Origin of the sequence: Streptococcus sp. 68 (assembly GCF_013277415.1) — a bacterium.
Classification (GTDB): Bacteria; Bacillota; Bacilli; order Lactobacillales; family Streptococcaceae; genus Streptococcus.
The window spans coordinates 92068-104918 of the sequence record NZ_VMMX01000001.1 but is presented as its reverse complement, the minus strand read 5'-3'; the positions used below and the strand labels follow the sequence as shown (position 1 = coordinate 104918).

Here is a 12851-nt window from a genome sequence, read left to right as displayed (position 1 = left end):
AGAGTATTAACTCTCACCTATTTATGCAAAGGAATCTTATGGAAGTTTATTTTTCAGGAACCATTGAACGGATTATTTTTGAAAATCCCAGCAATTTTTATCGCATCCTCCTCCTAGAAATCGAAGATACGGACGCAGAGGATTTTGATGATTTTGAAATCATTGTTACTGGCACCATGGCTGATGTGATTGAGGGAGAAGACTATACTTTTTGGGGGCAAATTGTCCAGCACTCCAAGTATGGGGAGCAACTGCAAATCAGCCGTTATGAAAGAGCAAAACCAACTAGCAAGGGTCTGGTTAAGTACTTTTCAAGTAGCCATTTCAAGGGGATTGGTCTCAAGACAGCTCAGAAAATAGTGGACACCTATGGCGACAATACCATTGACGAAATTCTGCAACACCCAGAAAAGCTAGAAGGTATCTCAGGACTATCTGCCAAAAATCGCGAGGCTTTCGTCTCCACTCTCCGTCTCAACTACGGAACGGAGATGGTTTTAGCTAAACTGGCCAACTACGGTATTCCCAATAAACTAGCCTTTCAGATTCAAGACTTTTACAAGGAAGAAACCCTTGATGTGGTTGAAAATTATCCCTATCAACTGGTTGAGGATATCAAGGGTTTGGGCTTTACCATTGCTGACCAATTAGCGGAGGAACTAGGCATAGAAAGTCAGGCTCCTGAACGCTTCCGTGCCGGTCTAGTTCATAGTCTTTTTCAGGCCTGTATGGAAACAGGGGACACCTATGTTGAAGCACGGGATTTGCTAGAACAAACCCTTACTCTCCTTGAGTCTTCTCGCCCCGTGGAACTGGATCCCAGCCAAGTAGCCCAAGAACTCTCCTACCTCATCGAAGAAGACAAGGTTCAGCAGATTGATACAAAAATCTTTGATAATAGTCTCTTTTTCGCTGAGGAAGGCATCCGCAGCCACTTGGTTCGTATCCTTGAAAAAGGAAAACAGAAGAGTCATGATTTAGAAACCATTCAAAAACATATCACTACTGTCGAGCAAGAACTGGGGATTGAGTACGATAGCATTCAAAAACAAGCTATCTGCGATGCTATCCAAAACAAGGTCTTTATCCTGACAGGTGGACCTGGTACTGGTAAGACAACTGTTATCAATGGAATCATCGCTGTCTATGCCCTTTTAGAAGGACTTGACCTTAGAAAAAAAAGCAACCTACCTATTCTTCTTGCTGCTCCAACTGGACGAGCTGCTAGGCGCATGAATGAATTAACAGGCTTGCCTAGCGCGACCATACACCGCCACTTGGGAATGACAGGTGACGATGATACCAGTCATCTGGAAGATTATCTGGATGCTGACTTTATCATCGTGGATGAATTTTCCATGGTGGATACTTGGCTGGCCAACCAACTCTTCTCAAACATCTCTTCTAACAGTAAAATTCTCATCGTGGGAGACAGTGACCAGCTACCGTCTGTCAGTCCTGGACAGGTTCTAGCTGACCTGCTTCATATTCCTTTGATTCCTCAGACTCGCTTGGAAAAAATTTATCGGCAAAGCGAAGAATCAACCATCGTCACCCTAGCTAGTCAAATTCGACAGGGCATCTTGCCAGCCGATTTCACCCAGAAAAAAGCAGACCGTTCCTACTTTGAAATTGCTAGCGGCCATATTCCAGCTACCATTGAAAAGATCTTAGGCGCTGCCCTCAGAAGTGGCATTCCTGCCCGTGATATCCAAGTTCTGGCTCCCATGTACCGAGGGACGGCAGGGATTGATGCCATCAACCAACTCATGCAAGACCTCCTGAACCCACCACAAAAAGACCAACTCAGTTTTGAAGCTCCCCAGTGCCACTATCGTAAGGGAGATAAGGTCATTCACTTGGTCAACGATGCTGAAATCAATGTCTTTAATGGAGATTTAGGAGCCATCACAGACCTGATTCCTGGTAAATACACCGAGTCGAAACAAGACGAGATTGTTATTGATTTTGATGGCAATGAAGTCTCTTACCCACGTAACGAATGGTACAAGATTCGCCTGGCCTATGCCATGAGCATCCATAAATCACAGGGAAGTGAGTTCCCTGTTGTCATCCTACCGATCACCAGTGCTAGTAGGCGTATGCTGGAGCGCAATCTCATCTATACAGCCATTACACGCGCCAAAAGCAAGCTTATCTTACTAGGTGAATTGCAGGCCTTTGATTATGCTACCCAACACATTGGAACTGCCCGAAAAACCTATCTGATTGAACGCTTCAGTGATTTATTGGAGAATGTTGAAGAAAAGCAACCAGTTGTCTCTGAAACAGTCACATCAAGTAACTCTGAACAATCCTACATCCTAACCGAAGAAAACTGGACCAGTATTCCAGCTATGATTGGGATTACAGACGCAGACCTCAGAGAGATTTTTGGAAAATAGTGCATAAGAAAACCCACCTAATCAGGTGGGTTTTTTGTTTATTAAGATTATTTTACTGTTGCTGTGCTTGTAATCAACTCAACAGCTTTTTTGATTGTGATATCATGTTTCAACATATCAGCTGAAAGCAAGCTTTGTACTTGTGCAACTTCCATGTTGTAGTCTGCTGCCAATTGCTCGACTTCTTTTTGGATTTCTTCTTCTGAAGCATCAAATCCTTCAGCTTTGGCAACTGCTTCGATAACAAGGTTAGTCTTAGTACGTGACTCAGCTTCTGCTTGGTATTGATTGTGAAGGTCTTCTTGAGTAGTTCCAGTGATTTGGAAGTACATGTCAGGGTTGATACCTTGACGTTGCAAGTTTCCAAGGAATTCGTTTACTGAGCGGTGAACTTCTTCGTGAATCATTTCTTCTGGAAGTTCTACGATTTCAGCGTTTTCTACAGCTTTATCAATTGCTGCACCTTCAACTGCATCTTTGTAAGCTTCTTCTTTAGCAGCAGCCAATTCGTTGCGATATTTTTCTTTCAATTCAGCAAGTGTTTCAACTTCTTCGTCGATGTCTTTTGCAAGTTCATCGTCAAGAGCTGGAACTTCTTTAGCTTTTACTTCGTGGATAGTTGTCACGAATTTAGCTTCTTTGCCTGCAAGGTCTTCTGCTTGGTAGTCTTCTGGGAATGTTACAACGACATCAACAGTTTCACCAGCTGAGTGACCTACCAATTGGTCTTCGAAACCAGGGATGAATTGACCTGAACCAAGTCCAAGTGAGAAGTTTTCACCTTTTCCACCGTCAAATTCAACACCGTCGATAGAACCAACGAAGTCGATGACAACAGTGTCGCCGTTTTCAGCAGCAGCTTCCTTGATAACCAATTCAGCCAAGTTGTTGCGTTCGCGTTCGATACGCTCTTCAACGTCAGCGTCAGTTACTTCTTTTTCTACATCAACTGATACTTCAAGGTTTTTGTAGTCACCCAATTTTACTTCAGGTTTTGTAACAACTTCAGCAGTGATAACCCAGTCTTGACCTTTTTCCATTGAAGTTACATCAATTTTTGGTTGTGCAACCACTTCAAGACCAGCTTCTTTTACAGCTGCTTCATAAGCGTTTGGCAAAAGAGCGTTCATAACGTCTTGGTAAAGTGATTCTTCACCAAATTTTTTGTCGAAGATAGGGCGTGGAAGGTGACCTTTACGGAAACCTGGGACATTAAGAGATTTCTTCACTGAGTTGAAGACACGGTCCAATTCTGGTTTGATTTGGTCTTGAGAGATAGTGAAAGTCAAGACACCACGGTTTGTTTCTTTGTTTTCAAATGATACAGACATTCTGTCATTTCTCCTTAAAATTTTTTAAATACAGTCTATTATAACATAAACGAGCGACTTTTTTCAAGTAACGAATGCGCTTTTCAATGATGGGGGAGGTACGGTTTCTTCTTAGTTTTCTTTAGGTTTCGAATATAATCTTATAAAAGATGTTTAATAATGGCTGATTACAGTAAAAAACGAATCGCCCACACATCCCTCATTAGGCGATTCGTTTTGTATTATTTAACCACAAGAACCTTGTAATATTCATACTTATTTGGCTGTGTAATCTTAATTTTTTGACCATAGAAACCATCGATTTCTTTGTCAAAATAATCTGAAAATCTTGATGGCAAGCGTTTCATCTTAAGAACCTCACCAGATTGGTCTGCATATACAAGTAAGTGATGGAGGGTTGTAGCCATACCGTCATCAATCAATACAAAGTAACCTGTTTTGAGCTTACCTTGTCCATTATCTAAATAGTATAGTTTATTGTTATTGATTGTGAAGTTATCAAATCGAAGTCGTACACCTGGGTCTTCTAGATAAAGATTATTGCCAACTTTTTTGATTTCTGATCTAGTTGTCATCTCTGGAAGTGGTAATACTCTACGACCATCTGCTCCAAAGTAATATCGACCTGGTAGATTTTGGAAATTACGAATAACAGCTTTAGGATCAATTTCTTGTCCTTCTTCTTTATTATCCACTAAAGCTAAGGTAGTATTTGCAACCTCATCCCCGTATTTGTCGGAAAACTTCTTGAACTCAGGTTTGATATACCAAGTGTTTTTAGCCACGATAACATCAGTAAAGTTATTTCCGTCAAATTTTGATGTAATCAGATACTCATATCCATCACCTAAACGGACAATATCATCATTTTTATAAGGGCTATTTTTTAAAGTCAACATATAGCCATCCTTACCAATGATATAACTTTCTCCATCGCTGGCTGGAACAGCTCTGTCTGCGACCATAGCACCTGATTTTTCAAAGTAAGACCATTCACCATTTGCAGTCGCCCATCCTGTTGCCATAGCGCCACTGCCTTTGAGGTAATACCATGTAGACCCTTCTTTGTACCAACCTGTACGCATGGCGCCACTATCTGCGAGCGAATACCATGTGCTACCTTCCTTGTACCAGCCAGTACGCATAGCGCCACTATCTGCGAGCGAATACCATGTATTACCTTCTTTGTACCAGCCTGTCTGCATGTTACCAGAACCGTCGAAATGATACCAAGAGCCAGCATTTTGCACCCACTTATTTTTAGCTAGGCTGCCATCTTGAGAAAGATTCCAGTCAGCACCATTTTTAACCCAAGTATCTGCAGCCTGTGCTTGGTTGATAGACAAAAGCAGACCAGCACCTGCAAGCAAACCAAGAGTAAGTAATTTAGATTTTTTCATAGCCATTTCCTCCTTTATTGAATAGCTATAAGAGGGTTTCCCCTCTTTATTTAGCTATATTCTAATACTTTTCATTGTCAAAGTCAATAATATTGTGAAAAATTAGACAATATTACCAATATCTACGAATTGTATTTTGATCCATTCCATATTGATTCATATAAGAAACATATTGACCTGGACGTGGAGCATGAACTACATTTCCACCACCAACATAAATACCCACATGTTGATTTGAACCTTGGTCGCCATTGTACAATATTAAATCTCCAGGAAGTTGTGAGCCACTATATATAAATTTCCCTCCTTCAGCTTGTTCTCCAGTTGTTCTACCAATATAAATATCGAACTTAGCATGAATAGCCATCGTAAATCCTGAGCAATCTACACCACTATTCAAATCTGTCCCACCCCAAACATATGGGATTTTACCTACAAAGGTTTCTGCACACTCAGCGATTGCCTGCCCCTGATTTTCTACGCAAACACCGTTAGGTCTGAAGAAATAAGGTTTCCCATTAACTCTATTGTAATCAGTTAGTATGGAACCATCATTTGAAAGATAGTACCAATTACCATCTGGGTTAATCCACTCATTTGATTTCATCCAACCTTGATCATCAAAATAATACCATTTCTTATCTAAGTATTCCCAATGTTTAGCATACCCACCTGAAGTATATTTGAACCACCAGCGACCATCTGTTAGCATCCAAGTTCCTTTATCATCTCGGTTTTGATTAAATGCTATTTTTTCTTGATTACTTTCTTCTTGAGTTAATTCTCTAGGAGAAAATCCTACCAACTTAACTTGTTCTGCATCTTCAACCTTAATTTTACCTTCTTTAACAAGTTGATCAATTGCTTCTTTCTCGCTTGTATACTGTGAAGTTGTTTGTGATGTAGTCACTTTAGTGGTAGACGTTGTAGTTTCTGCACTAACTACATAAGTAGTTGATAACAAAGCTCCTGAAGTAAGTAATAAAGCTGCATAAGTAATATATTTTTTCATGACAAAAATCCTTTCTTCAAAATTCCTTAACGCTCTAGTGACCTTATTTTGATAATTTACGGAGACATGATTTTAACCTCCTTTTGGATTTTTTATACTTTATAATATATATGTTAATCTAAATATTTCTAACTCTATTCTACTCCTCTATAAAATGAATGTCAACAAATAACATAAAAATATTGTGAAAAAATTATTTTATCACGCTAGAGGTGCTTACTCGTTTCTTTGGTACTAAATCAAGTCATTTCTCCAACATTATTTTATATAACTACTAAAACTCTTCATGCCCTACCAAATGATGCTGAAAGGCATAGACCACAGCTTGTGTACGATCGCTAACCTCAAGTTTGGCAAGAATGTTAGACACGTGCGTCTTGACCGTCTTGAGAGAGATAAAAAGTTCGTCTGCGATGCGCTGATTTTCGTAGCCCTTGGCGATGAGTTGGAGAACATCTCGCTCACGCGCAGTCAGGTCCTCATGTAGTTCTATGTGATTGCGGTGGTATTCGACCTTCTTGCTGACCTCTTGTTCAATAGCCAGCTCGCCAGCAGCCACCTTACGGACGGCATGGAGCAGTTCGTCTGCACTAGAAGTCTTGAGCATATAGCCTTTGGCACCAGCATTCAAAACCGGCATTATTTTTTCATTGTCCAAGTAAGAAGTCACAATCAAAATCTTGGCTTCAGGCCATTCTTTGAGGATGGCCAAAGTCGCGTCAATTCCATTCATTTCGGGCATGACGATATCCATGACAATAACATCTGGACGCAATTTCAAGGCTAAGTCAATACCCTGAAACCCGTTGGACGCTTCCCCTACAACTTCTACATCATCTTGGAGGTCAAAGTAGCTTTTCAAGCCCAATCGGACCATTTCATGGTCATCTACTAGTAAAATTTTCATCTTCACTCCTTTATCATTCCTTATCGAGCAGGGGAATACGGATATCAACTGCCAGTCCTTGCTTGGGAGCTGTTAATAACTGAATCGTCCCTGCCATATCTTCAACCCGCTCTTTGATATTGCGTAGTCCATAACTCAAGTCGTCTAAACTCCCTAACTGAAAACCAATCCCATTGTCCACCACCTTCAGTTGAAATTCAACATCTGTCTGATAGAGATAGACATCCAGACAAGATGCCTGGGCATGGCGAAGGGTATTGCTGATCAACTCTTGCAGGATACGGAAGATATGCTCCTCGATTTTCTTGGGCAATTGCGTCACATTTTGCTTAAGACTAACTCTGAGATCACTCTTGTCCTCAAGCTCTTTTAAGAGGATTTGGATTCCTTCAACCAGACTCTTCTGCTCCAGCTCAACTGGTCGCAAATGCAAGAGCAAGACCCGTAAATCCTTCTGGGCAGTTTCTACAATAGCTGTGACACTCTGCAACTGGATCTGCATCTTTTCTCTATCCAATTTCAAAGCCTGTTGACTGACACCTGACAAAATCATGTGAGCCGCAAACAACTCCTGACTGACGGTATCGTGCAAATCCCGAGCAATTCGCTTCCGTTCTTTCTCGATGATTTCCTCTTCCTGAGCAAGGCTGTGATTTTCAGCCTTTTGAAGAGCTTCTGTCAAAAGGTTAAGTTTACCTGACAAGGACTTGAAACTGACATCCAAATCTGGATCTGCAACTTGAACCACTTCTTGCCCTGCCAATAAACGCTTGAGATTAGCCTGCATTTTTCTTAGAGAAAGCTCTTCAATACCTCGCCAAAATAGGGCTAAGAGACAGGTCATGGACATGCTGAACACCAACAACAAAAAGACAAATTTTTCTGTTTTTTCGACATCATGCAAGAAAATAGACCAGTCAAAATCAAGGATTTCCATCAAGCTGTGGGAGAAAAACAAGACAAATAAGATGGAGGTGAGAACAATGATTACATAGGCTTGTTTTTTCATCCTCTGACCACCTCCACATCCCCAATCATAGTAGTCAAGAAAATCTTGACACTCTTGTTACTCTTGAGATAGTCTCTTGTTTCTTGATGATAGTGTTCATTGCGAAGGGCTCGCTTGGGCTGATTGAAAAAATTCAAATCCCCATAGAGACAGTTAACGCTAAGGCTGACTTCCACATCTACAGGTACAATGATTTTGGTCGTTCCTACCATCTTTCTGAGGATAATGACATTGTCATGATTGGTTAGAATCACCCTCTCCAGATGAATGGTGTCCTTGCCCATGAGACGAAAGAGATTGATATCATCAAACTGGCAAGTTTGATAACTTGAAAAATGATGGAGATTGCCAAACCAACGATTTTTCTCCTTCTTAACCGTCACAACCTCTTCAAAAACCAAATTTGTCTGCTCTTTTTCCTGGTTCATCATCGGGTAAAGAAGAAAGAGACTATAGATGACCGCAACAAAAATAGCTAGAATCACAAAAGGATTGAGCATGACGATGAAAAAGAAGAGAATGCTTGCCACCACTAAAAGAAGATTATTGCCCTCTTTACCAGTGTAATAGCGAATCAAAAGCAAAAAGAGGAATAAAATCAGCAGAAAACGTGAAAAATGCTCTGAAACCATCAAAATCAGAGCTCCCGTCAAAAGACAGGCTTCGATAAATAAAAAGATTTTAAATTTTCTCATAGGTTGATCCTCTCCTTTCTATTTTATCACACTTCAAAAAAGTCACCTCAGTCTGAGGATGGAAAAAAGGCGGTGGTCACGCCTTTTTCATCTGATCCTTTGCTTCTTTTAATTTTCCATAAAGAAGATAGTCTACTTTTTGCAAATCTGCTATGGTGGCACAATTAAGAGCACACATAATCAAACGCAGATCGTCTTTCCAGCCTTGAACAATACCAATCACTTCTTCAACTGAATAGGTTTCAACCAATTCCAGAACTGTTCGTGACAGTCCTACAGCTTTGGCACCAAAGACCAAACACTTAATCATATCCAGCGGATTCCGAACGCCTCCACTAACCAAGAGTTCGACCTTGTCTTTCCATTCTTGGGCGTTGAGTAGGGCCTGCACGGTAGACTGTCCCCATTGATTGAGGTAATCACGCTGGCCACTGCGACGGTTTTCGATATAGGCAAAGCTGGTGCCACCACGACCTGATAAATCCACTGTACGAACACCCAGTTCATAGGCTCTCTCGATGGTCTTGGCATCCATTCCAAAGCCCACTTCCTTGAGAACAATAGGAACAGGAATTTGCTGGCTATAGTCTGCCAGATGCGATTGCCAGCTTCTGAACTTCCTTTCTCCCTCAGGCATAAGCAATTCCTGCATGACATTGACATGCACTTGCAGGAGAAGAGGATGCATCTCTTCTACAGTCTGAAGGCCTAACTCGACAGGCTTGTCCAATCCAATATTGGTTCCAAGGAGGAGATTGGGATGACTAGACTTGACAGAAAAAGAGTCATCTGCTGGATCTTTGAGTGCTGCGCTATAAGAACCCGTTACAAATAAAATACCACAGGCTTCTGCCACTTGAGCCAACTTTTGATTGATTTCTTTACCTTTTTCACTCCCACCTGTCATGGCATTGATATAAAAAGGAAAATCCCACTTTCGACCAGCAAACTCTGTCGACAGATCGATTTCATCCAGATTGTAAAGAGGCAAGGAAGAATGAAGCAGCTCCACCTCATCAAAGCTATTATAGGAACTTTTCTGCTCAAGGGCATAGCGGATGTGCTCATCCTTACGATTTGTCGTCATGTCCTATCCTTTCTTGGTATAAGAGCTCAATCCCCAGATCGGCCCAACGGTTTTTTAGGGTTTCAGTTGATTGCTCATCAAAACTCAAGGCAATACCACAATCACCACCACCAGCGCCACTGCTTTTGGCAACGGCTTGCAAATCTTGACTGGCTTCTTTCAGCTGTCTAAGCGAAGGCGTATAAATATCTGCGCTCAAGCCTTCTAAGAGATTGCTGGCTGTTTCCACCTGCTCAATAACTTTTTCGGATTTCCCCTGCTCCAAGGCTTCTACCAGAGAAGCCACTGTTTCTTTTGAGGAACTTAAAAAATTCTGATTGATATTTTGCTTGATTTGTTGAACCATATCACTAGATACAGCCACTTCCTTGGTCCATCCCACTAGGAAATCACATTCTAAAGTTGGTTTCACTTGTGAAATTGAAAAGTCCCAATCACGCTCTAAAACAGTCGCCAAATTTTCTTCTTTCAACCAAGCTGCTACCTGCTGGCGATCAAATGACTGGTAAAGAACCAAATCCTCTGCCACAATACAGGCAAGGTCCCCCATAGACCCATTGTCTCCGCGCTTGAGCAAGACAGCGCTAGCCAGCTTGAACAAAAGCTCCTGATCAACCGAAAGCTTATACAGAGCTAGCAGAGCCTTGATGACCAAAACAACGACGCTACCGCTAGAACCTAGACCAAACTTTTTCCCTTCCCGTTCCATTTTTCCTCGAATTTCTAGAGAAAAATGTCTTAAAGTTTGACCTCGATAAGTCAGGAAATCTTCCACTAAAGCAATCGTTTCTTGAATCAAGCTGTAGTCAGAATTTGGCGCCAAATCTACTGCGAAATCAAACAGATCTGAATAAATACGGTAGCTGTCAGAAAAAGCAATATCGCCCTTCATATAGATGGGAATGGCCTTTATCAAGGCCAACTGTCCGGGCTCTAAAATAGCATATTCACCTGCCCAATAGAGCTTTCCACAAGTTTTAACAGCAATCATCTTGACTCAAATCCTTTGTTTTTGACACAATCAAGCGGTAACGTTGACCGAAGATTTTTGATAAATGCTCCAAGTCTTTCTCTTGACAAAGAACTTTGACATTAGGACCGGCATCCATAGTAAAGTAGCAGGCCTCTCCTTGCTCGCGAAGTTGACGAACAAAGTCCATCGCTTCATAAGATGAATCGGTCAGATAAGAAAAGGCTGGTGATGCTGTTTTTGTCGTAGCGTGCATAGCAAGAGCATTTTTCTCCGTTAATTCTCCAATCTTGGCAAAGTCATTTTCCTTGAGATAAATCAGCATATCCTGATAGTCCTTCTCAGACTGACGAACCCAGTCGTCAAAAGTCGTCGAAGTCTCCACACAAAGTTTCATCCCGTCACGGCTAGAGATTGGTTTTTTCTTGTCCTCTAGCACCAACATGATCATAGCTAGTTTCAAGTTTGTCTCTACAGGGTAAATTCCCCCACTATCCTTGTCCCAGGCACCTAGTGGTCCATAAAAACTCCGAGAAGAAGAGCCTGAGGCAAACTTAGCCTCCTGTGCCAACTGACTCCGAGACAAACCAAGCTGGAAATAAGCATTACAAGCCTTGACCAGGGCGGACAAACCACTAGAACTTGAGGACAGGCCCGCTGCCGTAGGCATATTATTTTGAGTATCGATACGGACAAAGCCCTCACCAGCTGGACGATAACGGTCAATAATCTTACTCATCTTGGCATGCTCGACCTCATTTTGTAGCTGAGCATTGATGTAAAATTCGTCAGCTGTTACATTGGCTGGTAAAGGCGACAAGGTCGTCTCTGTATACATATTTTCCAAAGTTAGAGAAATACTGCTAGTAGCAGGCACTATCTCTTTTTCTTTTTTCTTTCCCCAATATTTGATAATAGCAATATTTGCGTAGGAACGTACTGTTACAGGCTCTCTATCCATGTCTGAACAGCTCCTTTCTCTTCTAATCTTTCTGCTAATTCTTGTGCGTGTGTCAAATTATCTGCCAAGGCTATAATACAGCCTCCTAGCCCACCACCGCTCATCTTGGCACCCAGAGCACCATGGCTAAGAGCCGTTTCAACCAGATGGTCTGCCTCAGGGCTACTGACCCCAATTTCTTTTAAATGTAAATGCGCTTGACTGAGGATTTGTCCCAGTTCTTCAGCATCTTTTTGTGAAATCGCATCCTCTGCCTGCTGGGTCAATTCTCCCAAGGCATGCAAAAATGGTAGGGCATCCTTGCCCTTATTTTGAACCACTTGGATGGCTTCACGAGTATGACCATAAACACCCGTATCGGCAATCACCAAATAGGCGGATAAATCCATCTCAAGTTCTGTAAATCCTACGTTCTTGATAAAGCGAATAGGTTGGTCACTGAGACAGGTCTTAGCATCCAAACCACTAGGATTCATATGGGCAATCATTTCAGCTCGATTGACCAAGATTTCTAGTACATCATGAGGCAGATCGGCCTGATAGTAGTCAAATACCGCACGAATGGCCGCTATGCTGATAGCCGCTGACGAACCCATCCCCCGTTTCTCAGGGATAGCCGAGTCAATCTCACAACGAATGCAGGCTTCTGTGATATCCAAATACTCCAGTGAGGCATAAACCGCCATGGACAAGGTATCCTCCTCATAAAGGCGCCAAGGACTCTCTGCAGGAACTACCTTACAGGTCACCTCCACCTCCAAAAGAGGCAGGGAAATGGCAGGATAACCGTAAACGACCGCATGTTCCCCTATTAAAATTATCTTACTATGTGCCTGACCGACACCAACTTTTTTTGTCATTTTTTCCTTTTGCTAGACGAAAAAGCCGTCCCATACTCAATGAAAATCAAAAAGCAAACTAGGAAGCTAGCCGCAGGCTGTACTTGAGTACGGTAAGGCGACGCTGACGTGGTTTGAATTTGATTTTCGAAGAGTATTATTTTTTCCTACAAGTATTTATTCTCTCCTATCTATTTTATTATATTTTCACAAAAAAAGCGATTGTTTCCATTCA

The 12851-nt window shown here is 41.7% G+C and carries 11 protein-coding genes; 1 reads left to right on the top strand and 10 read right to left on the bottom strand.

The features are described 5' to 3' along the window. Positions 1 to 38: 38 nt before the first annotated feature. A complete protein-coding gene (locus HT720_RS00475; protein WP_173274392.1) occupies positions 39 to 2405 on the top strand; it encodes an ATP-dependent RecD-like DNA helicase in 2367 nt (788 codons plus the stop codon). Between the two features lie 47 nt (positions 2406 to 2452). On the opposite strand, the gene tig is transcribed toward HT720_RS00475, so the two are convergent. From tig to mvk, 10 genes are all read right to left on the bottom strand, one after another. After that, positions 2453 to 3736 carry a trigger factor gene (gene tig / locus HT720_RS00470; RefSeq protein ID WP_023945612.1) on the bottom strand — a complete coding sequence of 428 codons (1284 nt, stop codon included), beginning with the start codon at positions 3734 to 3736 and terminating at the stop codon, positions 2453 to 2455. 221 nt (positions 3737 to 3957) lie between these two features. After that, positions 3958 to 5136 carry an N-acetylmuramoyl-L-alanine amidase family protein gene (locus HT720_RS00465; protein WP_173274391.1) on the bottom strand — a complete coding sequence of 393 codons (1179 nt, stop codon included), beginning with the start codon at positions 5134 to 5136 and terminating at the stop codon, positions 3958 to 3960. A gap of 112 nt (positions 5137 to 5248) precedes the next feature. After that, a complete protein-coding gene (locus tag HT720_RS00460; protein WP_173274390.1) occupies positions 5249 to 6148 on the bottom strand; it encodes a C40 family peptidase in 900 nt (299 codons plus the stop codon). 274 nt (positions 6149 to 6422) lie between these two features. Further along, positions 6423 to 7055, bottom strand: a complete 633-nt coding sequence (locus HT720_RS00455; protein ID WP_173274389.1) for a response regulator transcription factor — start codon at positions 7053 to 7055, stop codon at positions 6423 to 6425. Between the two features lie 13 nt (positions 7056 to 7068). Further along, on the bottom strand, positions 7069 to 8064 hold the full coding sequence (locus HT720_RS00450; protein ID WP_173274388.1) for a sensor histidine kinase: 996 nt from the start codon (positions 8062 to 8064) through the stop codon (positions 7069 to 7071). Next, complete coding sequence (gene liaF / locus HT720_RS00445) at positions 8061 to 8759, bottom strand: cell wall-active antibiotics response protein LiaF (protein ID WP_001224643.1); 699 nt, start codon at positions 8757 to 8759, stop codon at positions 8061 to 8063. The genes HT720_RS00450 and liaF overlap by 4 nt, the downstream gene beginning before the upstream one ends. A gap of 76 nt (positions 8760 to 8835) precedes the next feature. Beyond that, positions 8836 to 9846: a type 2 isopentenyl-diphosphate Delta-isomerase gene (gene fni, locus HT720_RS00440; RefSeq protein ID WP_000210663.1), complete on the bottom strand. Its 1011-nt coding sequence runs from the start codon at positions 9844 to 9846 to the stop codon at positions 8836 to 8838. Further along, positions 9830 to 10837: a phosphomevalonate kinase gene (locus tag HT720_RS00435; protein WP_000562398.1), complete on the bottom strand. Its 1008-nt coding sequence runs from the start codon at positions 10835 to 10837 to the stop codon at positions 9830 to 9832. The genes fni and HT720_RS00435 overlap by 17 nt, the downstream gene beginning before the upstream one ends. Then, positions 10824 to 11777 carry a diphosphomevalonate decarboxylase gene (gene mvaD, locus HT720_RS00430; RefSeq protein ID WP_000373448.1) on the bottom strand — a complete coding sequence of 318 codons (954 nt, stop codon included), beginning with the start codon at positions 11775 to 11777 and terminating at the stop codon, positions 10824 to 10826. The genes HT720_RS00435 and mvaD overlap by 14 nt, the downstream gene beginning before the upstream one ends. Further along, positions 11759 to 12637, bottom strand: coding sequence for a mevalonate kinase (gene mvk / locus HT720_RS00425; RefSeq protein WP_000163312.1), 879 nt, complete (start codon positions 12635 to 12637; stop codon positions 11759 to 11761). The genes mvaD and mvk overlap by 19 nt, the downstream gene beginning before the upstream one ends. Between the last annotated feature and the right edge of the window lie 214 nt (positions 12638 to 12851).

What these genes read in the sequence shown, in the direction of transcription:
- HT720_RS00460 (WP_173274390.1), bottom strand. Translation starts at nt 6,148, where the DNA reads ATGAAAAAATATATTACTTATGCAGCTTTATTACTTACTTCAGGAGCT.
- HT720_RS00465 (WP_173274391.1), bottom strand. Translation starts at nt 5,136, where the DNA reads ATGAAAAAATCTAAATTACTTACTCTTGGTTTGCTTGCAGGTGCTGGT.
- HT720_RS00450 (WP_173274388.1), bottom strand. Translation starts at nt 8,064, where the DNA reads ATGAAAAAACAAGCCTATGTAATCATTGTTCTCACCTCCATCTTATTT.
- tig (WP_023945612.1), bottom strand. Translation starts at nt 3,736, where the DNA reads ATGTCTGTATCATTTGAAAACAAAGAAACAAACCGTGGTGTCTTGACT.
- HT720_RS00475 (WP_173274392.1), top strand. Translation starts at nt 39, where the DNA reads ATGGAAGTTTATTTTTCAGGAACCATTGAACGGATTATTTTTGAAAAT.
- mvaD (WP_000373448.1), bottom strand. Translation starts at nt 11,777, where the DNA reads ATGGATAGAGAGCCTGTAACAGTACGTTCCTACGCAAATATTGCTATT.
- HT720_RS00455 (WP_173274389.1), bottom strand. Translation starts at nt 7,055, where the DNA reads ATGAAAATTTTACTAGTAGATGACCATGAAATGGTCCGATTGGGCTTG.
- liaF (WP_001224643.1), bottom strand. Translation starts at nt 8,759, where the DNA reads ATGAGAAAATTTAAAATCTTTTTATTTATCGAAGCCTGTCTTTTGACG.
- mvk (WP_000163312.1), bottom strand. Translation starts at nt 12,637, where the DNA reads ATGACAAAAAAAGTTGGTGTCGGTCAGGCACATAGTAAGATAATTTTA.
- HT720_RS00435 (WP_000562398.1), bottom strand. Translation starts at nt 10,837, where the DNA reads ATGATTGCTGTTAAAACTTGTGGAAAGCTCTATTGGGCAGGTGAATAT.
- fni (WP_000210663.1), bottom strand. Translation starts at nt 9,846, where the DNA reads ATGACGACAAATCGTAAGGATGAGCACATCCGCTATGCCCTTGAGCAG.